Source organism: Stenotrophomonas sp. STK16_22, assembly GCF_051984505.1.
Lineage (GTDB): Bacteria > Pseudomonadota > Gammaproteobacteria > Xanthomonadales > Xanthomonadaceae > Stenotrophomonas > Stenotrophomonas maltophilia_A.
This window is the reverse complement of record NZ_CP196972.1, coordinates 3,509,786-3,535,749: the sequence shown is the minus strand read 5'-3', so window position 1 is coordinate 3,535,749 and position 25,964 is coordinate 3,509,786. Positions and strand designations below refer to the sequence as shown.

Here is a 25,964-nt window from a genome sequence, read left to right as displayed (position 1 = left end):
TTCGGAGGGAAACATGAACGATACGACCGCAACCCCGACCTTCAAGCCGAAGAAGTCCGTCGCCCTGTCCGGCACCGCTGCCGGCAACACCGCGCTGTGCAGCGTGGGCCGCAGTGGCAACGACCTGCACTACCGCGGCTACGACATCCTGGACCTGGCCAACACCAGCGAGTTCGAGGAAATCGCCTACCTGCTGGTGCACGGCAAGCTGCCGACCCGCGCCGAGCTGGTCTCGTACAAGGCCAAGCTGAAGTCGCTGCGTGGCATTCCTGCTGCGGTGAAGGCGGCGTTGGAAGAGCTGCCGCCGTCGGCGCATCCGATGGACGTGATGCGCACCGGCGTGTCCGTGCTTGGCTGCGTGGCGCCGGAGAAGGATGATCACAACCATCCGGGCGCGCGCGACATCGCCGACAAGCTGATGGCCTGCCTCGGTTCGATGCTGCTGTACTGGTACCACTGGAGCCACAACGGCCGCGCCATCGACGTGGAAACCGACGATGACTCGATCGGTGGCCACTTCCTGCACCTGCTCCACGGCGAGAAGCCGCAGGAATCGTGGGTGAAGGCGATGCACACCTCGCTGATCCTGTACGCGGAGCACGAGTTCAACGCCTCGACGTTCACCTGCCGCGTCATCGCCGGCACCGGCAGCGACATGTACAGCGCGATCTGCGGTGGCATCGGCGCGCTGCGCGGTCCGAAGCACGGCGGCGCCAACGAAGTGGCGTTCGAAGTGCAGAAGCGCTACGACAGTCCCGATGAGGCCGAGGAAGACATCAAGGCCCGCGTCGAGCGCAAGGAAGTGGTGATCGGTTTCGGCCACCCGGTCTACACCGTCTCCGATCCGCGCAACAAGGTGATCAAGGACGTGGCCCGCGAGCTGTCCGAAGAGCAGTCGAGCATGAAGATGTACGACATCGCCGAGCGCCTGGAATCGGTGATGTGGGACATCAAGAAGATGTTCCCGAACCTGGACTGGTTCAGCGCCGTCAGCTACCACATGATGGGCGTGCCGACCGCGATGTTCACTCCCCTGTTCGTGATCGCCCGCACCGCCGGCTGGAGCGCGCACATCGTCGAGCAGCGTATCGACGGCAAGATCATCCGCCCGAGCGCCAACTACATCGGTCCGGAAGACCGCGACTTCGTCGCCATCGACAAGCGCGTCTGATCCACCTGCCGTACCCATCCGGCCGGCCGCGTGCCGGCCGGGTGCTTTCGCCGCCGCACCGCCGGCACCCGGCCCGCCCCAAGTACTCCGCCAGCCCATGAATACCGATTACCGCAAGAACCTCCCCGGCAGCGCGCTGGATTATTTCGACGCGCGTGCCGCTGTCGATGCGATCCAGCCCGGCGCCTACGCCACCCTGCCGTACACCTCGCGCGTGCTGGCCGAGAACCTGGTGCGTCGCTGCGATCCGGCCACGCTCGGCGATTCGCTGAAGCAGCTGATCGAGCGCCGTCGCGACCTGGATTTCCCGTGGTTCCCGGCGCGCGTGGTCTGCCACGACATCCTCGGCCAGACCGCGCTGGTGGACCTGGCCGGCCTGCGTGATGCGATCGCCGACAAGGGTGGCGACCCGGCCAAGGTCAACCCGGTTGTGCCGGTGCAGCTGATCGTCGATCACTCGCTGGCGGTGGAGTGCGGTGGTTTCGATCCGCAGGCGTTCGAGAAGAACCGCGCGATCGAAGATCGTCGCAATGAAGACCGTTTCCACTTCATCGACTGGACCAAGCAGGCATTCCAGAACGTGGACGTGATTCCGCCGGGCAACGGCATCATGCACCAGATCAACCTGGAGAAGATGTCTCCGGTGATCTACGTGCAGGACGGCGTGGCCTTCCCGGATACCTGCGTGGGCACCGACAGCCACACCCCGCACGTGGATGCGCTGGGTGTGATCGCCATTGGTGTGGGTGGTCTGGAAGCGGAGAACGTGATGCTGGGCCGCGCGTCGTGGATGCGCCTGCCCGACACCGTCGGTGTCGAACTGAGTGGCCGCCCGCAGCCGGGCATCACCGCCACCGACGTGGTGCTGGCGCTGACCGAGTTCCTGCGCAAGGAACGCGTGGTCGGCGCGTGGCTTGAATTCTTCGGCGAGGGTGCCGCGGCACTGACCATCGGTGACCGTGCCACCATCTCCAACATGTGCCCGGAATACGGGGCCACCGCCGCGATGTTCTACATCGACGCGCAGACCACCGATTACCTGCGCCTGACCGGGCGCGAGGAGTCGCAGGTAGCGCTGGTGGAAAACTACGCACGCACCACCGGTCTGTGGGCCGACGATCTGGCGACCGCGCAGTACGAGCGCGTGCTGCGCTTCGACCTGTCCAGCGTGGTGCGCAACATGGCTGGCCCGTCCAACCCGCACAAGCGCGTGGCCACTGCCGAGCTGGCCGAGCGCGGCATCGCCGACGAGGCCAAGCTGGAAGCGGGCAAGGCCGAGCAGGCGCAGGGCCTGATGCCCGATGGCGCGGTGATCATCGCGGCCATCACCAGCTGCACCAACACCTCCAATCCGCGCAACGTGATCGCCGCAGCGCTGCTGGCGCGCAACGCCAACGCGCGTGGCCTGCAGCGCAAGCCGTGGGTGAAGTCGTCGCTGGCACCGGGTTCCAAGGCCGTGCAGCTGTACCTGGAAGAATCCGGCCTGCTGCCGGACCTGGAGCAGCTCGGCTTCGGCATCGTCGCCTTCGCGTGCACTACCTGCAATGGCATGAGTGGTGCGCTGGATCCGAAGATCCAGCAGGAAATCATCGACCGTGACCTGTATTCCACGGCCGTGCTGTCGGGTAACCGCAACTTCGATGGCCGCATCCATCCGTACGCCAAGCAGGCCTTCCTAGCCTCGCCGCCGCTGGTGATCGCCTATGCCATCGCCGGCACCGTCCGCTTCGATATCGAGAAGGACGTGCTGGGCGTGGACGCCGACGGCAACGAAGTGCGCCTGAAGGACATCTGGCCCAGCGATGCCGAGATCGACGCGGTGGTGAAGGCCTCGGTGAAGCCCGAGCAGTTCCGCAAGGTCTACAACCCGATGTTCAACGTGCGCGTGGAGCACGGTGCGGCGGTCAGCCCGCTGTACGACTGGCGCCCGCAGAGCACCTACATCCGCCGTCCTCCGTACTGGGAGGGCGCACTGGCCGGCGAGCGCACGCTGGCAGGCATGCGCGCGCTGGCGGTGCTGCCGGACAACATCACCACCGACCACCTGTCGCCGTCCAACGCGATCCTGGCGTCCAGTGCCGCCGGCGAATACCTGGCGAAGATGGGCCTGCCGGAAGAGGACTTCAATTCCTACGCCACGCATCGCGGCGACCATCTGACCGCGCAGCGCGCCACCTTCGCCAATCCGAAGCTGTTCAACGAAATGGTGCGCAATGACGACGGCAGCGTGAAGCAGGGTTCGCTGGCGCGCGTGGAGCCGGAAGGCAAGGTGATGCGCATGTGGGAGGCGATCGAGACCTACATGGAGCGCAAGCAGCCGCTGATCATCATCGCCGGTGCCGACTACGGCCAGGGCAGCTCGCGTGACTGGGCCGCCAAGGGCGTGCGCCTGGCTGGCGTGGAGGCGATCGTGGCCGAGGGCTTCGAGCGCATCCACCGCACCAACCTGATCGGCATGGGCGTGCTGCCGCTGGAGTTCAAGCCGGGCACCACCCGTCTGACCCTGGGGATCGATGGTACCGAGACCTTTGACGTGATCGGCGAGCGTACCCCGCGTGCCGAGCTGACCCTGGTCATCCACCGCCGCGACGGCCAGGACGTGATCGTGCCGGTCACTTGCCGTCTGGACAGCGACGAGGAAGTAGCGATCTACGAAGCCGGCGGCGTGCTGCAGCGCTTCGCCCAGGACTTCCTGGAAGGGGCCAGGGTGGCGTGATGCCGGGCTGAATGCCTGCCCCCGAAGAGCGGGGGCGGGCTTGTCCGACCCCAGGGCAGGGCGCACACTGGCTTGGCAAAAACTGCCAAAGGAGAGTTTCATGGCCACCATGAACATTTCGCTGACCGATCCGCTCAAGCAGTTCGTGGACGAGGAAGTGCGCGAAGGCGGCTACTCCAGTACGTCGGACTATGTGCGTGACCTGATCCGCCAGCGCCAGCGCAGCAAGGCCGAAGCACTGCTCAAGCAGCTGATTGCCGAGGGGCTGGCTTCTGGGCCTGCCGTTCCGGTGACTGCGGCCACATTCGAGCGGATGCGTCGCGAGCTGACCGAAAGGATGGAGCGTGAAGGCGATTGAATGGAGGCCCCGGGCCGAGACAGACGCAGCCGACGCCGCGCTGTGGTACGCACGACAGGGAGGGCTGGCACTGGGTCAGCGCTTTCTCGCCGAGCTGGAGGCCACGCTTCAACGTATTGCGATGTTCCCTGCGTCAGGTTCCGTCCGCCATGCCGACCTCGCCGCACAGTTGCCGGCACTCCTGCGCTTCATGCAGGTTCCGGGCTTTGAACGCTATCTCGTCTACTACCTCGATCTGCTGGACCGCGTGGACGTCATGCGGGTGTGGTGCGTTGATCGTGGCCTTGACGCACTGATGCAAGACATTTCCTGAAATCCAAACGCTTGGATCCGACGATGAATTTTCTTCCGCAACTCCGAATTCCCGCCACCTACATGCGCGGTGGCACCAGCAAGGGCGTGTTCTTCCGCCTGCAGGACCTGCCCGAGGCCGCGCAGGTGCCGGGCGCCGCACGCGATGCGCTGCTGATGCGCGTGATCGGCTCGCCCGATCCGTATGGCAAGCAGACCGATGGCATGGGCGGTGCAACGTCCAGCACCAGCAAATGCGTGATCATCTCCACCGCTTCGGTGCCGGACCACGATGTGGACTACCTGTACGGCCAGGTCTCGATCGATACCGCCTTCGTCGACTGGAGCGGCAATTGCGGCAACCTCAGCACCGCGGTGGGTCCGTTCGCGATCGCCCATGGGCTGATCGATCCGGCCCGGGTGCCGCGCGATGGCCTGTGCACCGTACGCATCTGGCAGGCCAACATCGGCAAGACCATCATCGCCCACGTGCCGATGCGCGATGGCGAAGTGCAGGAGACCGGCGATTTCGAGCTGGATGGCGTGACCTTCCCGGCGGCCGAGATCCAGCTGGAATTCATCGATCCGTCCGATGACGGTGATGCGGGCGCGATGTTCCCGACCGGCAATCTGGTCGATACATTGGACGTGCCCGGCGTGGGCAGCTTCGAGGTGACCATGATCACCGCCGGCATCCCGACCATCTTCCTCAACGCCGCCGACCTCGGCTACACCGGTATCGAGCTGCAACCGGCGATCAACGAGGACAAGGGCGCGCTGGAGCGCTTCGAGAAGATCCGCGCCTACGGCGCCTTGCGCATGGGTCTGATCAAGAACCTGGAGGACGCGGCGACGCGCCAGCACACGCCGAAGGTGGCGTTCGTTGCACCGGCTCAGGACTATGTGTCGTCCAGTGGCAAGGCCATCCCGGCGTCGGCCATCGACCTGCATGCGCGCGCGTTGTCGATGGGCAAGCTGCACCACGCGATGATGGGCACCGCCGCCGTGGCGATCGGTACTGCGGCGGCGATTCCGGGCACCCTGGTCAATCGCGCGGCCGGTGGTGGTGAACGCGAGGCGGTGACCTTCGGCCACCCTTCCGGCACGTTGCGCGTGGGCGCGCAGGCCGGCCTCGTTGACGGCCAGTGGACAGTAAGCAAGGCCATCATGAGCCGCAGTGCCCGCGTGCTGATGGAAGGCAAGGTGCGGGTGCCGGCCGAGTGATGCGTTGGTAAACGCCAACCAAGGTTGGCGACTACCGGGCCGCAGTGACCAATTGCTTTGGTAGATGCCAACCTTGGTTGGCATGGTGCACGGGCAACCGTGCACCGTAACGAGGAGATCGACGATGTCCGATAACCCCACCCCATCCAACGAGCGTGTAGCGTGGGATGCGCTGCTGGTGGACATCGTCGATTACGTGCGCGACGCCCGTATCGACTCACCGCTGGCGTTCCAGACCGCGCACCACTGCCTGCTTGATACGCTGGGTTGCGGGCTGGAAGCGCTGTCCTTCCCGGCCTGCAGCAAGCTGCTCGGTCCACTGGTGCCGGGCATCAGCGTGGTCAACGGCGCGCGCGTGCCGGGCACGCACTACGTGCTGGACCCGGTGCAGGCCGCCTTCAACCTCGGCGCAATGGTGCGTTGGCTGGATTTCAACGACACCTGGCTGGCGGCCGAATGGGGCCATCCGTCGGACAACCTGGGCGGCATCCTTGCCGTCTGCGATTGGCTGGGGCGCAACGCGCAGGCCCTGCGTCGTCCGCCGCCGACCGTGCACGATGTGCTGCTGGCGATGATCAAGGCGCACGAGATCCAGGGCGTGCTGGCGCTGCAGAACTCCTTCAACCGGGTGGGGCTCGACCACGTGGTGCTGGTCAAGGTGGCCACCACTGCCGTGGTCGCCCAACTTCTCGGGCTGGACCGCGAGCGCATGCTCAATGCGCTGTCGCTGGTCTGGGTCGATGGCCAAGCGCTGCGCACCTACCGGCACGCTCCCAACACCGGCTCGCGCAAGAGCTGGGCGGCCGGCGATGCGACCAGTCGTGGCGTGCGCCTGGCCTTGATGGCGGCCAGTGGTGAGATGGGCTATCCCAGCGTGCTCAGCGCGCCAACCTGGGGCTTCGAGGCCGTGTCCATGCGCGGTCAGGCACTGACGCTGGGGCGACCGTTGGGCAGCTATGTGATGGAGAACGTGCTGTTCAAGATCAGCTACCCGGCCGAGTTCCACGGCCAGACCGCAGTGGAGGCCGCGGTCATGCTGCACCAGCAGTTGCGTGCGATGGGGCGGCGGGTCGAGGACATCGCGCACATTGCGATCCGGACCCAGGAAGCCTGCATCCGCATCATCGACAAGCAGGGCCCACTGCATAACCCGGCCGACCGCGACCACTGCGTGCAGTACATGGTCGCCATCGCGCTGCTGCACGGGCGGTTGACGGCCGAGGATTACGAGGACGACGTTGCCGCCGACCCGCGAATCGACGCACTGCGCGCGAAGATGACCTGCCATGAAGACCCGCAGCTCAGCGCCGATTACCTGGACCCGGAAAAGCGCAGCATCGCCAACGGCCTGAGCGTGCGCTTCACCGATGGCACCGAGCTGCCCGAGGTACTGGTGGAATACCCGCTGGGCCACGCGCGCCGACGTGAGGAGGGCATTCCACTGCTGATGGACAAATTCCGCCGGCACCTGGCCCACCGCTTCCCGACCAGCCAGCAGCAGCGCATCCTGGCCGCATCGCTGGACCCGGTGGCCCTGGCGGCAATGCCGGTGACCGACTACGTGGACCTGTACCTGCCGGTGTAGCAACGCTTTGGTGGATCTGACACCACGCCTGCTCGCCGGGCACGTGGCTGCACCTGCTTTGGTAGGTGCCAACCTTGGTTGGCACGGCCGACGCCAACCAGGGTTGGCATCTACCGGGATGCTTTGGTCCACGCTGCAGTCTGCAGAGGTTCCTCAGAGATAGTGTAATCCCGCGATAGCGATAGACTAAGCCGGATCAGATCGCATATGTGGAAAGGCATCCATAGTCGGTGCGTACCGAAATGGCATTGTCTCCCGTCCATGCAATATGCGCGGTACGCACCACATGATCGACGGGAAAGCGTCGAATTTCCCTCATATCCGTGAAGTCATGAAGGGCAATATGTCCACGGTGCAGGATGGCGAGTCGCTTGCTATCGCTATCCAGTGCAAAGTCAGTTCGTGTCATGTCAGCGAACTCCGGCCACCCGGGGCGGGATTCGCCTGTTGCCGCGTCCAGGCACAGCAGGCGCCACCGTCCATACTCTTCCAACGCCAACAACCAGCGCCCATCCGCGCTCCACTCCATCTTGACGATCATTTCAAAATCAGCCTGATGTCGGCGCACGGTCTTGGCCTGGGCGACATCGATGTACTCGATCTCACCCGGATTGGCACAGCAGGCAAGCATCGTGGCATCCGCTGAGAGCGTGCCCATCATCTGCTCGGAATGCCCGCCAACCATCGCAGGGGAGCGCGCCAGCTGCATGATGTGCCTTCCATCGTCGAGTCTCATTACCGTTACCTGCTCACCGTCATGCCATGCGGCATGCCCGTTGGACCTTGTCAGGAAGGGCGATGACAGTACGGATGCATCGCTGATCCGCTGGGGAGGACTGCCATCTGAAGTCCAAAGGTAGATTCCAGAGTCGAATCGAATCAGGAATCCTGTCCGGTCATCCGTAGGTAGTGCCGACCAGGCAAGGTCCGTCTTGCTTGATCGCCAACCATGGATGATCTCAGCGTCTTCACCAATGAGCAGCAACATGTCGGTTGCCGCACCATGCGTGTCTTCGTCCTGGTGCTGATTGGTCGCCAGCTTCCCATTGCAACCCGCAATCATCAGGGCTCCCGTGTACCCCCCGCCAATGTAACGATGCATGCAGGGTTCGCCTGCGGCAGCAGCAGGGTTCACGAGTACGAAGCCCTTTTTCAGCCGCGACCACTCCTGTTTGATGGCCCATTTCAGTGCCTCGTCGGGACTCGGGAAGTCTTTCAACTGTGACTTCAGCTTCCCGGGGCTTCCGGAGGTGACTTCGACAGTACCTCGGTCACATCGCGTACCCCAGACCTTACCGGTCGCTGGATCCTGAATCATGCGTACTCGTGTCATTGCAATGTTCACTGCTGTTCAGAAGGCCTGATGCCGATGCTACAGCGGCGACTGAAGGCCGATTGGGAAGTCGCTCAATCGAGGGTTGAACCCGTCACTTTGGGGCGACTTCGGCCTTCTCTCCGCCGGGACATTGCGCGCCACGATTGGGGGAGCGCCCGATCCCAAGCCAGACAGGTTGCCGGCATCGGCCTGTGCCTGGCGCGGCGGGGGAGGGGCACTTGGGTAGGTGCCAACCTTGGTTGCCACGGCTATCGCCAACCGAGGTTGGCGGCTACCGGTTCCGCCGGCCAGCGGCCGGCACTACCCGCCCGGGCAATTGCCGAATTCGCGTCAACACCTTGACGCGGCCTGCCTATAATGGCCGCCTCGATCAAGGAGTGACGACATGAGCGGTCCGGCACGGCGGAAGCGGTGGGGATGGGCGGCGGCGGTACTGGCAGGAGGCCTGTTGCTGGGCCTGGCCGGCTGCCGCAACGACGGCGGGCAGCTGCCCAAGGCCAGTGGTGAGGCGATCACCACCAAAGCCGAGCAGGTGAAGGAATTCACCCTGCTGCGCGCCTACCCGGACCAGAAGAATGACGGCCTGTCGCTGGCGCTGGAGTTCTCGCGCCCACTGGTCGGCACCCAGGATTTCGACAAGCTGGTGCGCTTCGAAGAGAAGGTCGGCACCGACGACAGCAGCTGGACGCTGTCCGATGACGGCCTGACCCTGCGTTACCCGTTCGTCGAGGCCGGCAAGGAGTTCAGCCTGGTGGTCTCGCCGGACCTGCTGGCCGCCGATGGCAGCCGGCTGGGCAAGGAACTGAAGCAGAAGGTGTTCAGCGGCGAGCTGAAGCCGGTGGTTGGCTTCGCCTCGCAGGGCAGCGTGCTGCCGGCCAAGGACAGCCGTGGCCTGCCGGTGGTCTCGGTGAACGTGCCGGAGGTCGACGTCGAGTTCCTGCGCGTGCGCGAGAAGGACCTGCCGACTTTCTTCAGCCAGTACCAGCGCGGCGGCCGCCGTGGCAGCTGGGAACTGAGCAGCGACTACGAGCGCAGCCCGATCAACAAGCTGGCCGAGCCGGTCTACGTCAACCGCTTCATCCTGGGGGGCAAGAAAAACGAGCGGGTGCTGACCTACCTGCCGACCCAGGACATCAAGGAGCTGCAGGAGCCGGGCCTGTACTTCGCCCTGCTCAAGCGCACCGGTGACTATGAAGGCGAGTTCGATACCGCGTTCTTCTCGGTCAGCGACATCGGCCTGCATACCCGCGCCTACAAGGACAAGCTGTTCGTGCACACCGCCGGCCTCAAGGACGGCGCGCCGCTGAAGGGCATCGACCTGCGCGTGCTGGACGCCAAGGGCGAGGTTGTGCTGAAGGGCAGCACCGACGGCAATGGCAATGCACTGCTGAACTACACGCTGGATGCCACTCACGTGCTGGTCGCCAGCACGGGCAAGGACACCAGCTTCCTGCCGTTCAACCAGCCGGCGCTGGACCTGAGCGAATTCGCCGTGGCCGGCCGTGACAATGCCTGGTTCGACGTCTACGCCTGGTCCGGGCGCGACCTGTATCGCCCGGGCGAAACCGTGCGCCTGTCCGCGCTGCTGCGCGACAACGACGGCAAGCCGGTCAAGGCTCAGCCGGTGTTCCTGCGTCTGAAGCAGCCCGATGGCAAGACCTTCCGCGAGACCCGGCTGCAGCCGGGCGAGCAGGGCTACATCAACTTCGAGCAGGTGATCCCCGCCGAGGCGCCGACCGGGCGCTGGCAGGTCGAGTTCCGCACCGACCCGGCCAGCAAGGAAGCGATCCAGGGCATGACCCTGCGCATCGAGGAGTTCCTGCCCGAGCGCATGAAGCTGGACCTGGACAGCGCGCAGAAGACGCTGAAGCCGGGCGAGGACCTGCGTCTGCAGGCCAATGGTGCCTACCTGTACGGTGCGCCGGCGGACGGCAACCGTTTCACTGCGCGCATGGCGGTGGCCGCCGAGCAGCAGCCGGTCGAAGGCCTGCCGGGCTACTTCTTCGGTGACCCGACCCTGCAGCTGCCGCGCGAAGCCAAGGACGTGATCGACACCACGCTGCCGGGCAACGGCCAGCTGCGTGAGGATGTGGCATTGCCGGAAGAGGCCGCCAAGGCCAAGGCACCGATCGCCGTGGTGCTGTCCGGCAGCCTGTATGAAACCGGTGGCCGTACCGTCACCCGTACCCTGAAGCGGGTGATGTGGCCGGCCAACGCGCTGGTCGGCGTGCGCCCGCTGTTCAACCCCGAGGATGGCGCCGACTCCAACGGCAATGCACGCTTCGAGCTGATGCGCGTGGATGCCGCCGGCAAGCCGCAGCCGGCCAAGGGCCTGAAGATCACCCTGGTGCGCGAGCTGCGCGACTACCACTGGACCTTCAACGACAACCGCTGGGACTACGATTTCACCCGCCGCTTCGAGAACAAGGAAACGCGCACCGTCGACGCCGGCAGCAGCGCGGTCGCCTTCGATTTCCCGGTGGAGTGGGGCGAGTACCGGGTGGACGTGTTCGATCCGTCCACCGGCTTGACCAGTCGCTACCCGTTCCGTGCCGGCTGGAGCTGGGGCGATGACAACCGCGGCCTGGACGCGCGCCCGGACAAGGTCAAGCTGGGCCTGGACAAGACCGGGTACAAGGCCGGTGACACGCTGGAGGTGACGGTGACCCCGCCGCATGCCGGCAAGGGCATCCTGATGGTCGAGACCGACCGCATGCTGTACGTGCAGGACATCGACGCCAAGCCGGGTTCGACCTTCAAGATTCCGGTCACCGCCGATTGGGAGCGGCACGACGTCTACATCACCGCGCTGGTGTTCCGTGGCGGCAGTGCGCCGAGCAAGATCACTCCGGCCCGTGCCGTGGGCGTGGTGCATGTGCCGATGGACCGCAAGGGCCGCACCGTGGCGGTCGGCCTGGCAGCGCCCAAGCAGATGCGACCGGAGCAGGACCTGCCGGTGACGGTCAGCGCGCCGCAGCTGGCTGGCAAGATGGCGCACGTCACCGTCTCGGCGGTGGACGTGGGCATCCTCAACATCACCCGCTTCCCGGTACCCGATGCCGGTGCGCACTTCTTCGCCCAGCGTCGCCTCGGCATTGATGCCTATGACATCTACAGCCGGGTGATCGAGAGCTTTGACGGCGGTGCCGGCAAGCTGAAGTTCGGTGGCGACATGGCGCTGCAGGCATTGCCGCAGGCCAAGCGCCCGACTGCGCGCGTGCAGACCGTGGACCTGTTCTCCGGCCCGGTGCAGCTCGATGCCAAGGGCATCGCCCGCATCCGCCTGAAGGTGCCGGACTTCAACGGCACCCTGCGGGTGTCGGCACTGGTCTACAGCGATGACCAGTACGGCAAGCGCGATGTGGAAACCGTGGTGCGCGCGCCGATCCTGGCCGAAGCCAGCATGCCGCGCGTGCTCGCCCCGGGCGACCGCAGCACCGTGACCCTGGACGTGCAGAACTTCACCGGCAAGCCGGGCCAGTTCAACGTGAAGGTGGAAAGCGAAGGCCCGCTGAACCTGGGCGAGGGCAGCCGCAGCGTGCAGTTGAATGCCGATGCCAAGACAACGCTGAGTTTCCCGCTGTCCGCGCGTGAGGGCCACAGCGTGGCCAAGGTGCGCGTACGTGTGGACGGCAACGGCTTCAAGGCCGACCGTCGCTACGAGCTGCCGGTGCGTGCGGCGTGGCCGCAGGTGCTGCGTTCGCAGGTGCGCACGCTGGATCCGCTGGCGGCGGTCAGCCTCGACAACAGCCTGACCGATGGCCTGATGTCCGAGTCGGTGAATGCCCGCCTGCTGGTCAGCCCGCTGCCGCCGATTCCGTTCGCCAGTGCGCTGCAGGGCGCGCTGAACTACCCCTATGGCTGTGCCGAGCAGACCACCAGCAAGGGCTACGCCGCGCTGATCCTGGACCAGGCGACGTCGTCGATGCTCGGAGCGGACGGGCTGGATGCCAAGACCCGCCGCGAGCGCATGGAAGGTGCGTTCGGTCGCCTGGCGTCGATGCAGGTGGCCAATGGCAACTTCTCGATGTGGGGTGACGACGGCTACGTGAACCCGTGGCTGACCCCGTACATCACCGAGTTCCTGCTCGATGCCAAGGACGCCGGTTTTGCGGTGCCCGACAACGTGCTGCAGAAGGCGCTCAACCGCCTCAGCGAGGATCTGCTGTCCGGTGGCAACCAGTTCTATGGCCAGGACGACCGCGAGAAGCTGAAGTTCGCCAACCAGGCCTATTCGGGCTACGTGCTGGCCCGGGTCAACCGCGCTCCGCTGGGGACGCTGCGCACGCTGTATGACAACGAGCGCAGCAAGGCGGTCGGCGGCCTGTCGCTGGTCCATCTGGGCGTGGCGCTGTCGCTGCAGGGTGACGCCAAGCGCGGTCAGGCGGCGCTGGCCGCAGCCTTCGCCAAGTCCAGCAGCGAACGTCCGTCATACTTCGGCGACTATGGCAGCGCCATCCGTGATGACGCGCTGATGATCGCGCTGACGCACGAGAACAAGCTGGCCAAGCCGGCCTGGGATGCCCGTGCGGTTGACCTCGGCCGTGGCCTGGATGCGCGCCGCAATGCCGGCTGGATGTGGCTGAGCACGCAGGAACAGGTAGCGATCGCCCGCCTTGGCAAGGCACTGGCCGCCAATCAGAAGGCGCTGGTGGCCGGTGAGCTGGTGATCGGTGGCAACACCGAAGCCATCGGTGAGCGCAAGCTGTTCGGCCGCAACTTCAGTGCCAGCGAACTGGCCAGCGGCGTGCGCTTCACCCCGCAGGGGCAGCCGCCGATGTTCGCCAGCATCGACGTTGCCGGTATCCCGCGCAGCGCGCCGGCGCCGGACAACAGCGTGCTGGGCATTGAGCGCAGCTACTTCGGCACCGATGGCAAGCCGTGGTCGCCGCGTCCGCTGAAGGAAGGCGAAGCGCTGATCGTGCGCGTCACCGTCACCGCCGACACCACGATGCCCGATGCACTGCTGACCGACCTGCTGCCGGCGGGCCTGGAGATCGAGAACTTCAACCTGGGCGATGCCAAGCAGTGGGCCGACGTGGTGGTTGATGGCATCACCATCAGCGACCGCAGCGAAGCTGCCGACACCAAGCACGAAGAGTTCCGCGACGACCGCTATGTGGCCGCGCTGAAGCTCTCGCGTGGCAGCAAGGCCAACGTGTTCTATCTGGTGCGTGCGGTGACCCCGGGTACCTACTCGGTGCCGCCGCCGCTGGTGGAAGACATGTACCGGCCGCAGCTGCGTGGCGTCGGCCGCAGCAACCCGACCACGATCACGGTGGTACAGCCGTGACCGCGCGGACGGGCCGCGACGGCGCGGCCCGTCCTGCTGGCAAGCTCCAATCCGGCACGCTGCAATGAAGAAGACGATGTCGATCCGGCTGGCGGCCCTGCGCCGCCGGTTGCGGCCGCTGTGGCCGTGGCTGCGCTGGGGCACGGCCGCCACGCTGGCGCTGCTGCTGGTGCTGGATTTCGCCTTCCCGCCGCCGCTGCCGAAGCAGCGCGATACCAGCACCCTGGTGGTGGCTGCCGACGGTACGCCGCTGCGTGCGTTCGCCGATGCCGAGGGCGTGTGGCGCTATCCGGCGTCGATCGACAGCGTCTCGCCGCTGTACCTGCAGGCGCTGCTGACCTACGAAGACCGCTGGTTCTGGCGCCATCCGGGTATCAACCCGCTGGCCATCCTGCGTGCCAGCGGCCAGCTGCTGCGCGGTGGTCGCATCGTTTCCGGCGGCTCGACCCTGACCATGCAGGTCGCGCGCATCCTCGACCCGCATACGCGCACGCCCTGGGGAAAGCTCAAGCAGATGCTGCGCGCGGTGCAGCTGGAAGTGCATCTGAGCAAGCAGCAGATCCTGGCCCTGTATCTGGAGCGCGCGCCCTACGGTGGCACCATCGAGGGCGTGGAAGCGGCCAGCTGGGCCTATCTGGGCAAGCCGGCGGCGCAGCTGTCACATGCCGAGGCCGCCTTGCTGGCGGTACTGCCACAGGCACCGAGCCGGCTGCGCCCAGACCGCCACCCGGAAGCCGCGCAGAAAGCGCGCGACAAGGTGCTGTCACGCATGGCCGAACTGGGGGCGTGGACGCCGGAAGAGGTGGAAGACGCGCGTATCGAGAACGTGGTGGCGCGCTCGCTGCGGCCGCCGCTGCACGCCGCATTGCTTGCGCAGCGCCTGCATTCGGCGCATCCAGGACAGGCACGCATCCAGAGCAGCATCGACATCGGACTGCAGCGCACGCTGGAAGAGCGTGTGGCCAGCTATTTCTCGACGCTGCCCGAGCGCACCTCGGCAGCCTTGCTGGTGGTCGACAACCAGACTCTGCAGGCGCGTGCCTACGTCGGTACGTTGTCCTTTGGTGACCGCCAGCGGCTCGGCCACGTCGACATGGTGCAGGCCTGGCGGTCGCCGGGCTCCACGCTCAAGCCGTTCCTGTATGCGATGGCGCTGGACGATGGCCTGATCCATTCGGAAAGCCTGCTGGTCGATGCGCCACAGAGTTTCGGCAGCTACCGGCCCGGCAATTTCGACATGGCCTTCAATGGGCCGATTGGTGCCTCCAGTGCATTGCGGCTGTCACTCAATGTGCCCTCGGTGGACCTGCTGCAGCGGGTCGGGGCCGCGCGCTTCGCCGCGCGCCTGTCGCACTCCGGCATCCAGCTGCGCTTCCCGCCGGGCAGCACGCCCAACCTGTCTTTGATTCTGGGCGGCACCGGTGCGCGGCTGGAAGATCTGGTCGGCGCGTTCGCCGCGCTCAACCGCAACGGCATTGCCGGACGCGTGCGCTACACCGATGACGAACCGATGATCGAGCGGCGATTGGCCTCGCCCGGCGCCAGCTGGATCGTGCGCGAAATGCTGGAATCGAACCCGCGCCCGGGATACAGCGTCGGTACGTTCGATGTCGGTGGCCGCCCGCGCGTGGCGTGGAAGACCGGCACCAGTTACGGGTACCGCGATGCGTGGGCAATCGGCAGCACGCGCCACTACACCGTGGGCGTGTGGGTGGGCCGGCCGGACGGCACACCGCTACCGGGCCAGTACGGCGCGGTGACCGCGCTGCCGCTGATGTTCGAAGTGGTGGACAGCCTGCCGCGCCAGCGCGGCGATTCCGCTGCTGCACCGATGCCGGCAAGTGTCAGCCAGGAAGACATCTGCTGGCCCACCGGCGAACGCGCCGAAGGCCTGCCGACGGCGCTGTGCCAACGGCGGATGCCAGCCTATCTGCTGGACGGCGCGGCACCACCGACCTTCCCCGAGCGCGAGGCGCGGCGCTGGCAGCCGGGGCGGCAGCGTTACCTGGCCGACGCGCGGACCGGACTGCGTGTATCGGCCGATTGCCGTAATCCACATGAGGAAGTAGCGCGCGAGATCGCGCGCTGGCCGGCGTTGTTGTCACCGTGGCTGCCCAAGGCCACGCGCGCTGCCTCGCAGTTGCCGGCGCTGTCGCCGGATTGCCGCGACGACGGGCGTGAGGCCAGCGTGGCCCTGCACATCGATGGCCTCAATGATGGCGCTGCACTGGCGCGTGCACCCAATGCCGAGCATGGCGTGCGCCTGCAACTGCGCGCGCTGGGCAGCGAGCAGGCGGTGGACTGGCTGCTGGATGGCCGCTGGATCGCGCAGACCCGAGGCGCGCAGTTGATGCAGCGCGAGTTCGCCGAGCCGGGCGCACACACTTTGACCGCGCTGGCGGCCGATGGCGCGTGGACGCAGGTGCGGTTCAACGTTCTCCGGTAGATGCCGACCTAGGTCGGCGCGCGGTCCAACGCCAACGACACCGCCGTGCTCTGGTAGGTGCCAACCTTGGTTGGCACGCGATTAATGCGCCCACCAAGGTGGGCATCTACCAAGGCGTATGCGGGGCCGCTATTCCCCGATCCACCCATCCAGCAGGTCGGCGAATTCGTCGGCGTGTTCCTCTTCCTGCGCGAGGATCTCTTCAAGGATGCGCTTGGTGGTGGTATCGCGGTCGCCGATGAAGTTGATCATCTCGCGGTAGCTGTCGATGGCGATGCGTTCGGCCACCAGATTCTCGCGGACCATGTCGCGCAGGTCGCTGCCTTCCTTGTACTCGGCGTGCGAGCGTGCGGTCAGCGTATCGGGGTTGAAGTCCGGCTCACCGCCGAGCTGGACGATGCGCTCGGCCAGCTTGCCGGCGTGCGCCTGTTCCTGCTGTGCATGTTCGAGGAATTCGGCTTTCACCGCGTCGGCCAGCATGCCTTTGGCCATGAAGTAGTGCCGGTAGTAGCGCAGCACGCATACGTACTCGGTGGCCAACGCATCGTTGAGCAGCTTGATCACGACCTTGCGGTCGGCGCTGTAGCTGTCGGTGATCGCACCGTCTTCGATATTGCGACGGGCGCGTTCGCGCAGGGTCTTGCGGTCACTGATACCGGGCACCTTTGCGGCAGGCTTTGCGGCTTTGGCTGGCTTGGTGGACATGGCTGGCCGTTTCCTCTTGCGGTGGAAGATCAGGTTGGCAGGTGCTCCAGCACGTATTCGGCCGAAGACACTTCGAACTGGCCGGGCTGCTCGATCCAGGCCGCACGCACCACGCCATCCACCACGTACAGGGCGAAACGGCGTGAGCGGATGCCCATGCCCGAGGCGCTGGCGTCGAGCTCCAGGCCGAGCGCACGGGTCAGTTCGGCATTGCCGTCGGACAGCATCAGCAGGCCGTCGGGCACGCTCTGGTCGGCAGCCCAGGCCTTCATCACGAACGGGTCGTTGACCGCCATGCAGTAGACATCGATGCCGTGCTGGCGGAACGCCTGGAATTTCTCGACGTAGCCGGGCAGGTGGCGCGCCGAGCAGGTCGGGGTGAACGCGCCGGGCACGGCGAACAGCACCACCTTGCGTGCGTCGAACAGCGAATGCGTATCGAGCGTTTCGATGCCCTCGCGGATGCGCTTGAGGGTCACTTCCGGAATGCGGTCGCCGACATGGATGGTCATGGGGAACTCCTTGCTGGGGCAGGCTAGTGGGCCGGATGGGACAGGGGCGTCAAGACATTGGAAAACCCGTGTGCAGGCCCCATCTTCAGGCTTTGCGGCGGGGGCTTCCAGCCACAGCGTGGCGCATGGGGATGGCAGCCGCATTGCGCAGGATCAGTCGGCCTCACCGGGGCCGCACGAGGGGCGGCGTAGCATGCCGGCGCGTAGAATGAACCCGGGGCGGCGCCACCGGCGCGGCCGAAGCAGATCGAGGTAGCTGGATGGAATTCAAGGATTACTACGCCACCCTGGGGGTGGAACCGAGCGCGGGCGAGGCGGAGATCAAGACCGCCTACCGCCGGCTGGCACGCAAGTACCACCCGGACGTCAGCAAGGAGGCCGGGGCCGAAGACAAGTTCAAGGCGGTCAACGAGGCCTACGAGGCGCTGCGCGATCCGGAAAAGCGCGCGGCCTACGACCAGCTGCGCGCGCAGGGCTATCGCCCGGGCGAGGAGTTCAACGTGCCGCCGAACTATGGTGGTGCTGGCGGTTTCAATTTCGAGGAAGTATTCGGCGGTGGCGGCCCCAATGGAGGCTTCAGCGACTTCTTCGAGAGCCTGTTCGCGCGCCAGCGTGGCGGTGGTGGCGCTGGTCCGGGGCCGGGCTTCAGCAGCCAGGGCCACGCGCCCAACCGCGATACCCGCGCCAAGCTGTCGGTTCCGCTGGAAGCGGCCTACAGCGGCGACAGCCTGCGCATCACCGTCAACGGCAAGCAGCTGGACGTGCGCGTGCCCAAGGGTATCCGCCCAGGGCAGGTGATCCGGCTGGCCGGGCAGGGCAACCATGGCGGCAACCTGCTGCTGGAAGTGGAATATGCCGCCCACCCGCAGTTCGAGGTCGATGGCCGCAACATCCTCTATACGCTGCCGGTGACCCCGTGGCAGGCCGCGCTGGGTACCAGCATCAGCGTGCCGACCCTGGGTGGAGCGGTGGAGTTGAAGATTCCGGCCGATTCCGATGCCGGCCGCAAGCTGCGCCTGCGTGGCCGTGGGCTGCCGGGCAATCCGGAGGGCGACCAGATCGTCGAGATCGAGATCGTGGCCCCGGCCGCGACCGACGAGGCGCAGAAGAAGGCCTACCGGAATCTGGCCAAGGCCTTCGGCGAGACCATTTGAAGGTAGTGCCGGCCGCTGGCCGGCAACTTCATTGCCCGGGACGGTGATGCGTGGTTGCCGGCCAGCGGCCGGCACTACCGCGCGTGTCTCAGCCCTGCCCGGCGAACACCCGTTCCAGCACCTCGGACAGTTCGTCTTCCGAGAACGGCTTGGTGATGTAGGCCTTGGCGCCCTGGCGCATGCCCCACATGCGGTCGGTGTCCTGGTCCTTGGTGGTCACCAGGATCACCGGAATATGCCGGGTCGCCTCGTCGCGGGCGAGGGTACGGGTGGCCTGGAAGCCATTGAGGTTGGGCATCACCACGTCCATCAGGACCAGGTCGGGCAGCTCGGCCTTGGCGGTTTCGACCCCGGCGGCGCCATCGGTGGCGGTCAGGATCTGGTGCCCGAGCTTCTCGACGATGCGCTGTATCCCCAACAGCTGCGACGGTGAGTCGTCGACGATCAGAATGCGTGCCATGTTGTTCCCCATGTAATGCCCGCAGTGTAGTGCGGGCACATTACTGGCGGGAGGGGCGCATCTGCCGTCCGTCGCCTGCCTGCGACGTTCAGTCGATCCGCACCACGGTACGGCCCAGCGAACCACCCACCAGCATCCGTTCGAATACGGCAGGAAGGCCATCGAGGCCGACTTCGGCGGTGCAGATGCGGTCCAGGTGCTGCGGCTTCCAGTCACTGCCCAGCCGCGACCACACTTCTTCGCGCAGCCCACGCGGTGCATTGGCCGAGGACACCCCCAGCAGCGACACGCCGCGCAGGATGAACGGCATCACCGTCATATCCAGCGTCGGACTGGCTGCCAGGCCGGCACTGACCACGCTGCCGTAGGGCACGGTCTGCGCCAGCAGGCTGGCAAGCATGTCGCCTCCGGCATTGTCGAGGCCCCCGCCGAAGCGGGCCGACTGCAGCGGGCCGGTGTCGGACAGTGCCTCGCGCGGTAGTACTTCAGCGGCGCCGATACCATGCAGGAACTCGGCCTGGTCCGGTTTGCCGCTGACTGCGTGCACGGTGTAGCCGGCACGACTGAAGATCGACAGCGCCAGCGCACCGACACCGCCGCTGGCGCCGGTGACCGCCAGCGGGCCGAGTTCCGGCACCTGCCGGTTGTCCTGCATGCGCAGCAGCGCCAGCGCCGCCGTGAAGCCGGCGGTGCCCAGCACCATCGCCTCGCGCGGGCTGAGCCCGGCCGGCTGGGCAATCACCGCACGCGACTCCAGCCGCACATACTGGCTGTAGCCGCCATCGCGGGTTTCGCTGAGGCCGCAGCCGGTGGCCAGCACCGCATCGCCTTCACGCCAGTCTGGATCGGTGCTGGCAACCACGGTGCCGGCCACGTCGATGCCCCCCACCAGCGGGAAACGGCGCAGGATCCTGCCCTTGCCGGTGCCGGCCAGGGCATCCTTGTAGTTGACCGAAGACCAGTGGGCGCGGATCAGTACCTGGCCGGGGTTGAGGTCGTCGACATTGAGCTGGGCCAGGCCACTGCGGTAACCGGCGGCGTCGTTTTCGATGCGGAAGGCGGTGAACGGGGTGGTGGGGGCCATCGGCGTTGCCTGACTTCGAGGAAAACGCCACCTTACCCCGTTGCCCCCCTTTCGATCCTGCCGATCCGCCCCATCTTGTATGATCGGTGATGGTTTCACGGCTGGTGGTGCGGGAAGGGCCCGCGCCGCAGCCCAAATCTTGATGGAGCGTGCATGGCCTGGAATACACCCGGCGGCAACAAGGGCGGACAAGGCCCCGAGGACAATCGACGCGGGCCCTTCGGGTCGCGCGGCGGTGGCAATGGTGGTGGCTGGGGCGGACTGCCCGGGCCGCTGAAGGACCTGTTCGACGGTGGCATCATGCGTTGGGTGGTGGCGGCTGTCGTGTTGCTGGTGCTGTTCTCCAGCTTCCAGCTGATCGGCGAACAGCAGCGTGGCGTGGTGCTGCGCTTCGGCCAGTTCTCGCGCATCCTGCAGCCCGGCCCGAACTTCAAGCTGCCGTGGCCGATCGAATCGGTCACCAAGGTCAATGCCACCGAGATCAAGACCTTCTCGATCCAGGTGCCGGTGCTGACCCGCGACGAGAACATCGTCAACGTCTCGCTGAACGTCCAGTACCGCATCGACGACCCGCAGCAGTACCTGTTCGGCACGGTCGATGCCAACCAGGTGCTGGAGCAGTCGGCGCAGAGCGCGGTGCGCGAGGAAGTCGGCCGTGCCGACCTCAACGCGGTACTGAACAACCGTGGCCCGTTGGCCGTGGCCGCCGAGGAGCGCCTGCAGGCGCTGCTGAAGGCGTTCAAGACCGGCCTGACCGTGACTGGCCTGACCCTGCAGGACGCCCGTCCGCCGGAGGAAGTGAAGCCGGCCTTCGACGAGGTCAACGGTGCCCAGCAGGTCAAGGAACGCCTGATCAACGAAGCCCAGGCCTATGCCGCCAAGGTCGTGCCGGAAGCCCGAGGCCAGGCCTCGCGTGCCCGTACCACCGCCGAAGGCTACAAGCAGGCCGTGGTGTCCAAGGCCGAGGGTGACGCGCAGCGCTTCAGCCTGTTGCAGGCCCAGTACAAGGACGCCCCGGAAGTGACCCGCAAGCGCCTGTGGCTGGAGACCGTGCAGCAGGTGCTGAGCGAGAACCGCAAGGTGATCGGTGGCGATGGCCGCCAGCTGATCTACGTGCCGATGACCGGCGATACCCGTCCCACCACCTCGGCGCCGCCGGGAGTGACCAATCCGGAGGTGGTGATGCCGTCGCTGCCGGGTGCAGCGGCGGAAGCTTCCCGTGATCCGGGCCGGCCGGTGGGCCGCCCGACCGGGCGACCGAGCGGCCGTGAGGAGGGCAGCCGATGAAGAGTCCTATCTGGATCGCCGTGATCGTGGCGGTGGTGCTGGGCCTGCTCGGCTCGGTGTACGTGGTCCGTGAGGACCAGACCGCCATGGTGCTGAACCTGGGCAAGGTGGTGCGTTCGGACATCAAGCCGGGCCTGCACTTCAAGGTGCCGGTGGTGGAAACGGTGAAGGTCTTCGACCGCCGCTTCCAGGTGCTCGACACCGCCCCGGCGCGTTACTTCACCGCCGAGCAGAAGGACGTCAGCGTCGACTTCTTCGCCATCGGCTACATCTCGAACGTGGGTGACTACTTCCGTGCCACCGGTGGCGATCCGCGCATCGCCAATGCCCGCCTGGCACCGATCATCACCGACTCGCTGCGCAACCAGATCAACTCGCGCACCCTGCAGCAGCTGGTCTCCGGCGACCGCAGCGAGCTGATCGCCGAGCAGCTGAAGGGGATCAACGAAGCGGTGGCCGGCCTCGGCATGCAGATGATCGACCTGCGCATCAAGCAGGTGGACCTGCCCACCGACAGCCAGGTGATCAATGACGTGTACGAGCGCATGCGCGCCCAGCGCAAGCAGGAAGCGGCCAAGCTGCGTGCGGAGGGCGAGGAGCAGTCGCTGACCATCCGCGCCCAGGCCGACCGTGACAGCACCGTGCTGATCGCTGAGGCCGAGCGTGATGCACAGCGCCTGCGCGGTGAAGGCGACGCCGATGCGGCGCGCATCTACGGCAAGGCCGGCTCGGCCGACCCGTCGTTCTATGCGTTCTACCGCAGCCTGGAGGCCTACCGTGGCTCCATGACCGACGGCAACGGCGTGATCGTGCTCGACAAGAACGACCCGTTCCTGCAGTACCTGAAGAACGACCGCTGAGGTCGCAGGGCAGTACCCCACGGGGCCCGGCCAGATGCCGGGCCCCGTGCTTTTTCCGGAGTCCCCCATGAAAGATCTGTTCGCCGCCGTCTGCCTGGTGGCGGTGCTGGAAGGCCTGTTCCTGTTCGTCGCCCCGTTCGCCTGGAAGCGCATGGCCGAGCGCCTGCTGGACCTGCCCAGCCCGGCCCTGCGCAGCTTCGGCGGGCTGGTGCTGCTGGCCGGCCTGAGCCTGCTGTGGTGGGCGCGGCATTGAAAGGGTAGTGCCGGCCGCTGGCCGGCAACCTGGGATTGCCCACCAGCGGCCGCCTGCGTTCACATGCGTGGCCCGGCTCTGGTAGATGCCAACCTTGGTTGGCATTGCCGGCCAGCGGCCGGCACTACCGGGAGGTGCCTGACTGGCCGGCACATGCGTGACCCGGCTCTGGTAGCTGCCAACCTTGGTTGGCATTGCCGGCCAGCGGCCGGCACTACCGGGAGGCACCTGACCGGCCGGTACATGCGTGGCCCGGCTCTGGTAGATGCCAACCTTGGTTGGCATTGCCGGCCAACGGCCAGCACGACCGGGCGGGGCGGCTGACCGGCCGGTGAAGCCGTCCGTCGGAAAGGTGGCACCCGACCCCGGAAACCCGGATAATGCACAAAAGCCGGACGGGCCTCCCCGTTCGGCTTTTTCCGTGTCTGGGCCTTCCATCGCCGGCTGCTCCCCGTTTGGAGCCGCCCTCCAGGTGCTGGCCAGCCCCGCCACGGTTCAACCGTCCGCGGCCCCGATGGCCGCAACATATGAGGAGCCCGTCATGGGTCAGTCTGTCGTAGTGTTGGGTGCCCAGTGGGGCGATGAAGGCAAGGGCAAGATCGTCGATCTGCTCACTGAGGAAATCGGCGCCGTCGTGCGCTTCCAGGGCGGCCACAATGCCGGCCACACCCTGGTCATCAACGGTAAGAAGACCGTCCTGCACCTGATCCCGTCGGGCATCCTGCGTGACGATGCGCTGTGCCTGATCGGCAACGGCGTGGTGATCTCGCCGGCCGCGCTGCAGAAGGAAATCGCCGAGCTGGAAGCCTCCGGCGTGGAAGTGCGTTCGCGCCTGAAGATCTCCCCGGCCGCGCCGCTGATCATGCCGTACCACATCGCCCTGGACCAGGCGCGCGAGCGCGCTGCCGGCGGCAAGGCGATCGGCACCACCGGCCGTGGCATCGGCCCGGCCTACGAAGACAAGGTGGCGCGTCGCGGCATCCGCATCGCCGACCTGCATTACCCGAAGCAGCTGGAAGAACTGCTGCGCACCGCGCTGGATTACCACAACTTCGTGCTGACCAAGTATCTGAACACCGATGCGGTCGATTTCCAGAAGACCTTCGACGAAGCGCTGGCCTTCGGCGAATACGTGCAGCCGATGAAGTCCGACGTGGCCGGCATCCTGCACGACCTGCGCAAGCAGGGTAAGCGCGTGCTGTTCGAAGGCGCGCAGGGTGCGCTGCTGGACATCGACCACGGCACCTACCCGTACGTCACCAGCTCCAACACCACCGTCGGTGGTGCACTGGCCGGTTCCGGCGTCGGCGCCGATTCGATCGACTACGTGCTGGGCATCGCCAAGGCCTACGCCACCCGCGTCGGCGGCGGCCCGTTCCCGACCGAACTGGACGACGAAGTCGGCCAGGGCATCCGTGACCGCGGCGCCGAGTACGGTGCCTCGACCGGCCGTCCGCGTCGTTGCGGCTGGATGGACATCGTCGCGCTGAAGCGTGCCGTGGCCATCAACGGCATCAGCGGCCTGTGCATCACCAAGCTGGACGTGCTGGACGGCATGGAAAAGCTGAAGGTCTGCATCGCCTACGAGTACAACGGCAAGCGCACCGAGTACGCGCCGCTGGATGCGCAGGGCTGGGAAGACTGCACCCCGGTGTACCTGGAGTTCCCGGGCTGGAGCGAGAACACCCACGGCATCACCAACTGGGACGAGCTGCCGCCGGCCGCACGTGCCTACCTGCGTTCGCTGGAAGAGCTGGCCGGCTGCCCGATCAGCATCGTCTCCACCGGCCCGGACCGCGACCACACCATGGTCCTGCAGGATCCGTTCGCCTGAGCTAGCGCCGGGTGCTGCCCGGCGTAGGTGACAGGAAAAGCCCCGCGCAAGCGGGGCTTTTTCGTTACTGTGTCGCCAGGGCCAGCGGGAAGCGACGCAATGACCAGGATGTCAGCGTGAAGGGCGAGACAGTCGTGCGGATCACCCTGTGGGTGCTGTGGAGCCTGTGGGGCATCGCCTGCCTGGTACTGCTGCTGGGTGCGGCTGCCAATACCCTGGCGTCGCGCACGCAGACGGTGCCGCTGGTGCTGAGTCCTGGCGCAACCGCCCAGATCACCGTCTACCGCCTCATCGATGACCATCTGCGGCTGCGCCTGCGCTATGCCGCAGACGGCACAGAGGCTGACCCCGAGGTGCTGCTGCGCATCGAAACTCCGACCGATCAGGGAGACTTCCGTGCAGGGGAGCGTTCGGGAGTGGCCGGGCAGGGCATCAATCGCGCGCTGGCTTCGGTTGAGTCCAGCGGCCCAACGGCGTTCTACTTTGGCTATGGCCGCGGCGACGCATTGCCACGCGGCCGCTCATGGCTACGGGTAACCGTGCTGGAGGTGGACCCGGCGCTGGCGGGGCGCGCGGCCACCGTCGAGCTGCAGCCGCCACTGGACCTGTTGAAGCTGACTGACCTGGATTATGTCTGGTTGTGGCCGTTCTTCTTCTGGAAAGTGGCGGCACTGCTCCTGTTGATTCCAGGGGCTGCCTTGGCGGTGTTCACGTTCACTTTGCGGCGCTGGCAGCACCGGGCTTCGAAGCAGGCGGATTCAGCAGTGGGTACGGATTGATCGATTCGCCCTTCCACCACTGTTTCTCCGGTCCCAGCACGTGCACCTCGAAATGCAGGTGCGGGGCCTCAGCGCTGGCGTTGCCGGTACTGCCCACGTAACCGATCACCTCCCCGCGCCTGATCACCTGCTTTTCGGTCAGGCCATCGGCATAGCGCTGCAGGTGCGCGTAGTAGTAGCACCAGCGTCCGCTGGGCTCGAACTGGTAGATCGTCAGCCCGCCACGCTCGCTGTTGAACAGTTTTTCCACGGTGCCATCGGCCACCGCCAGCACCGGCGTGCCGGCGGTGGCCATGATGTCGATGGCATCGTGCACGCGGCCCTCGCTGCGTGCATCGGTGAACGTGTCGCGCAGCTGGGACGCCTGGATGCCCTGCACCGGCAGCAGCAGACCGGCTGGCGCATCCGCAGTCCGCGCGGCTGACGGTGCGGTGGCGGCGGGGGCAGGGGCCGTGCCGAGCGGCGCTACGGATTCCTTGGCCGGCGCCACAGCTGCTGCCGGTTGTGCTTCCGGCAGCGAGGCGGCTACCGGCTCGCCTGCATCGGGGCGCAGCCACCAGCCGGCCCCCAGTCCCAGCAGAACACCCAGCGCGATCAGCTGCGAAAGACGCATCGG

Annotated in this window: 20 protein-coding genes; 14 read left to right on the top strand and 6 right to left on the bottom strand. The window is 66.4% G+C overall.

Features of this window, described 5'->3' with window-relative positions:
• The first annotated feature begins 13 nt into the window (after positions 1-13).
• The 6 genes from prpC (at position 14) to ACSYAO_RS16500 (ending at position 7,345) form a co-directional block, all read left to right on the top strand.
• A complete protein-coding gene (gene prpC / locus ACSYAO_RS16525; RefSeq protein WP_149909225.1) occupies positions 14-1,171 on the top strand; it encodes a bifunctional 2-methylcitrate synthase/citrate synthase in 1,158 nt (385 codons plus the stop codon).
• Between the two features lie 97 nt (positions 1,172-1,268).
• Positions 1,269-3,887, top strand: coding sequence for a Fe/S-dependent 2-methylisocitrate dehydratase AcnD (gene acnD / locus ACSYAO_RS16520; protein WP_149909224.1), 2,619 nt, complete (start codon positions 1,269-1,271; stop codon positions 3,885-3,887).
• A 100-nt stretch (positions 3,888-3,987) separates the two neighbouring features.
• On the top strand, positions 3,988-4,245 hold the full coding sequence (locus ACSYAO_RS16515) for a type II toxin-antitoxin system ParD family antitoxin (protein WP_032127809.1): 258 nt from the start codon (positions 3,988-3,990) through the stop codon (positions 4,243-4,245).
• Positions 4,232-4,558, top strand: coding sequence for a type II toxin-antitoxin system RelE/ParE family toxin (locus ACSYAO_RS16510; protein ID WP_149909223.1), 327 nt, complete (start codon positions 4,232-4,234; stop codon positions 4,556-4,558). Before ACSYAO_RS16515 ends, ACSYAO_RS16510 begins: the two co-directional genes overlap by 14 nt.
• A 23-nt stretch (positions 4,559-4,581) precedes the next feature.
• Positions 4,582-5,760 (top strand): 2-methylaconitate cis-trans isomerase PrpF, encoded by a 1,179-nt coding sequence (prpF, locus tag ACSYAO_RS16505; RefSeq protein WP_149909222.1) that lies wholly within the window; start codon positions 4,582-4,584, stop codon positions 5,758-5,760.
• Between the two features lie 124 nt (positions 5,761-5,884).
• Entirely contained in the window at positions 5,885-7,345 is a 1,461-nt protein-coding gene (locus tag ACSYAO_RS16500) for a bifunctional 2-methylcitrate dehydratase/aconitate hydratase (protein ID WP_149909221.1), read from the top strand.
• Positions 7,346-7,541: 196 nt separating this feature from the next.
• On the opposite strand, the gene ACSYAO_RS16495 is transcribed toward ACSYAO_RS16500, so the two are convergent.
• On the bottom strand, positions 7,542-8,564 hold the full coding sequence (locus ACSYAO_RS16495) for a hypothetical protein (RefSeq protein WP_049463112.1): 1,023 nt from the start codon (positions 8,562-8,564) through the stop codon (positions 7,542-7,544).
• A 502-nt stretch (positions 8,565-9,066) separates the two neighbouring features.
• Here ACSYAO_RS16495 and ACSYAO_RS16490 point away from each other — a divergent pair.
• Positions 9,067-13,974 (top strand): alpha-2-macroglobulin family protein, encoded by a 4,908-nt coding sequence (locus ACSYAO_RS16490; protein WP_149909220.1) that lies wholly within the window; start codon positions 9,067-9,069, stop codon positions 13,972-13,974.
• Positions 13,975-14,038: 64 nt separating this feature from the next.
• Positions 14,039-16,420 carry a penicillin-binding protein 1C gene (pbpC, locus tag ACSYAO_RS16485; RefSeq protein WP_149909219.1) on the top strand — a complete coding sequence of 794 codons (2,382 nt, stop codon included), beginning with the start codon at positions 14,039-14,041 and terminating at the stop codon, positions 16,418-16,420.
• Between the two features lie 129 nt (positions 16,421-16,549).
• Here pbpC and ACSYAO_RS16480 read toward each other — a convergent pair whose 3' ends face one another.
• The gene (locus ACSYAO_RS16480) at positions 16,550-17,125 is read right to left on the bottom strand and encodes a ferritin-like domain-containing protein (RefSeq protein ID WP_049421227.1); all 576 of its coding nucleotides are present in this window, start codon (positions 17,123-17,125) and stop codon (positions 16,550-16,552) included.
• A 29-nt stretch (positions 17,126-17,154) separates the two neighbouring features.
• A complete protein-coding gene (locus ACSYAO_RS16475; protein WP_049463115.1) occupies positions 17,155-17,637 on the bottom strand; it encodes a peroxiredoxin in 483 nt (160 codons plus the stop codon).
• A 260-nt stretch (positions 17,638-17,897) separates the two neighbouring features.
• On the opposite strand from ACSYAO_RS16475, the gene ACSYAO_RS16470 reads away from it, so the two are divergent.
• Positions 17,898-18,791 carry a DnaJ C-terminal domain-containing protein gene (locus tag ACSYAO_RS16470; protein ID WP_032127817.1) on the top strand — a complete coding sequence of 298 codons (894 nt, stop codon included), beginning with the start codon at positions 17,898-17,900 and terminating at the stop codon, positions 18,789-18,791.
• A gap of 88 nt (positions 18,792-18,879) precedes the next feature.
• Here ACSYAO_RS16470 and pilH read toward each other — a convergent pair whose 3' ends face one another.
• Together pilH and ACSYAO_RS16460 are read right to left on the bottom strand one after the other, a co-directional pair.
• Entirely contained in the window at positions 18,880-19,251 is a 372-nt protein-coding gene (gene pilH / locus ACSYAO_RS16465; protein ID WP_005410644.1) for a twitching motility response regulator PilH, read from the bottom strand.
• Between the two features lie 88 nt (positions 19,252-19,339).
• Positions 19,340-20,335 (bottom strand): YhdH/YhfP family quinone oxidoreductase, encoded by a 996-nt coding sequence (locus tag ACSYAO_RS16460; RefSeq protein WP_049463116.1) that lies wholly within the window; start codon positions 20,333-20,335, stop codon positions 19,340-19,342.
• Between the two features lie 153 nt (positions 20,336-20,488).
• Between ACSYAO_RS16460 and hflK the strand changes: the two genes are divergently transcribed.
• The 5 genes from hflK (at position 20,489) to ACSYAO_RS16435 (ending at position 25,348) form a co-directional block, all read left to right on the top strand.
• A complete protein-coding gene (gene hflK, locus ACSYAO_RS16455; RefSeq protein ID WP_049401370.1) occupies positions 20,489-21,622 on the top strand; it encodes an FtsH protease activity modulator HflK in 1,134 nt (377 codons plus the stop codon).
• Positions 21,619-22,482, top strand: a complete 864-nt coding sequence (gene hflC / locus ACSYAO_RS16450; protein WP_010482785.1) for a protease modulator HflC — start codon at positions 21,619-21,621, stop codon at positions 22,480-22,482. Before hflK ends, hflC begins: the two co-directional genes overlap by 4 nt.
• Positions 22,483-22,549: 67 nt before the next feature.
• A complete protein-coding gene (locus tag ACSYAO_RS16445) occupies positions 22,550-22,735 on the top strand; it encodes a DUF2065 domain-containing protein (RefSeq protein WP_005410640.1) in 186 nt (61 codons plus the stop codon).
• A 541-nt stretch (positions 22,736-23,276) separates the two neighbouring features.
• Positions 23,277-24,569, top strand: a complete 1,293-nt coding sequence (locus ACSYAO_RS16440) for an adenylosuccinate synthase (protein ID WP_006463282.1) — start codon at positions 23,277-23,279, stop codon at positions 24,567-24,569.
• A 116-nt stretch (positions 24,570-24,685) separates the two neighbouring features.
• Positions 24,686-25,348 carry a hypothetical protein gene (locus ACSYAO_RS16435; protein WP_049463117.1) on the top strand — a complete coding sequence of 221 codons (663 nt, stop codon included), beginning with the start codon at positions 24,686-24,688 and terminating at the stop codon, positions 25,346-25,348.
• On the opposite strand, the gene ACSYAO_RS16430 is transcribed toward ACSYAO_RS16435, so the two are convergent.
• Positions 25,284-25,961, bottom strand: a complete 678-nt coding sequence (locus ACSYAO_RS16430) for a M23 family metallopeptidase (RefSeq protein ID WP_049463118.1) — start codon at positions 25,959-25,961, stop codon at positions 25,284-25,286. The genes ACSYAO_RS16435 and ACSYAO_RS16430 overlap by 65 nt on opposite strands.
• Positions 25,962-25,964 lie beyond the last annotated feature (3 nt).

Coding starts and splice junctions, on each gene's coding strand:
- ACSYAO_RS16430 (WP_049463118.1), bottom strand. CDS start 25,961: ATGCGTCTTTCGCAGCTGATCGCGCTGGGTGTTCTGCTGGGACTGGGG.
- ACSYAO_RS16445 (WP_005410640.1), top strand. CDS start 22,550: ATGAAAGATCTGTTCGCCGCCGTCTGCCTGGTGGCGGTGCTGGAAGGC.
- prpC (WP_149909225.1), top strand. CDS start 14: ATGAACGATACGACCGCAACCCCGACCTTCAAGCCGAAGAAGTCCGTC.
- acnD (WP_149909224.1), top strand. CDS start 1,269: ATGAATACCGATTACCGCAAGAACCTCCCCGGCAGCGCGCTGGATTAT.
- prpF (WP_149909222.1), top strand. CDS start 4,582: ATGAATTTTCTTCCGCAACTCCGAATTCCCGCCACCTACATGCGCGGT.
- ACSYAO_RS16515 (WP_032127809.1), top strand. CDS start 3,988: ATGGCCACCATGAACATTTCGCTGACCGATCCGCTCAAGCAGTTCGTG.
- ACSYAO_RS16480 (WP_049421227.1), bottom strand. CDS start 17,125: ATGTCCACCAAGCCAGCCAAAGCCGCAAAGCCTGCCGCAAAGGTGCCC.
- pilH (WP_005410644.1), bottom strand. CDS start 19,251: ATGGCACGCATTCTGATCGTCGACGACTCACCGTCGCAGCTGTTGGGG.
- pbpC (WP_149909219.1), top strand. CDS start 14,039: ATGAAGAAGACGATGTCGATCCGGCTGGCGGCCCTGCGCCGCCGGTTG.
- ACSYAO_RS16460 (WP_049463116.1), bottom strand. CDS start 20,335: ATGGCCCCCACCACCCCGTTCACCGCCTTCCGCATCGAAAACGACGCC.
- ACSYAO_RS16500 (WP_149909221.1), top strand. CDS start 5,885: ATGTCCGATAACCCCACCCCATCCAACGAGCGTGTAGCGTGGGATGCG.
- ACSYAO_RS16475 (WP_049463115.1), bottom strand. CDS start 17,637: ATGACCATCCATGTCGGCGACCGCATTCCGGAAGTGACCCTCAAGCGC.
- ACSYAO_RS16440 (WP_006463282.1), top strand. CDS start 23,277: ATGGGTCAGTCTGTCGTAGTGTTGGGTGCCCAGTGGGGCGATGAAGGC.
- hflK (WP_049401370.1), top strand. CDS start 20,489: ATGGCCTGGAATACACCCGGCGGCAACAAGGGCGGACAAGGCCCCGAG.
- hflC (WP_010482785.1), top strand. CDS start 21,619: ATGAAGAGTCCTATCTGGATCGCCGTGATCGTGGCGGTGGTGCTGGGC.
- ACSYAO_RS16490 (WP_149909220.1), top strand. CDS start 9,067: ATGAGCGGTCCGGCACGGCGGAAGCGGTGGGGATGGGCGGCGGCGGTA.
- ACSYAO_RS16470 (WP_032127817.1), top strand. CDS start 17,898: ATGGAATTCAAGGATTACTACGCCACCCTGGGGGTGGAACCGAGCGCG.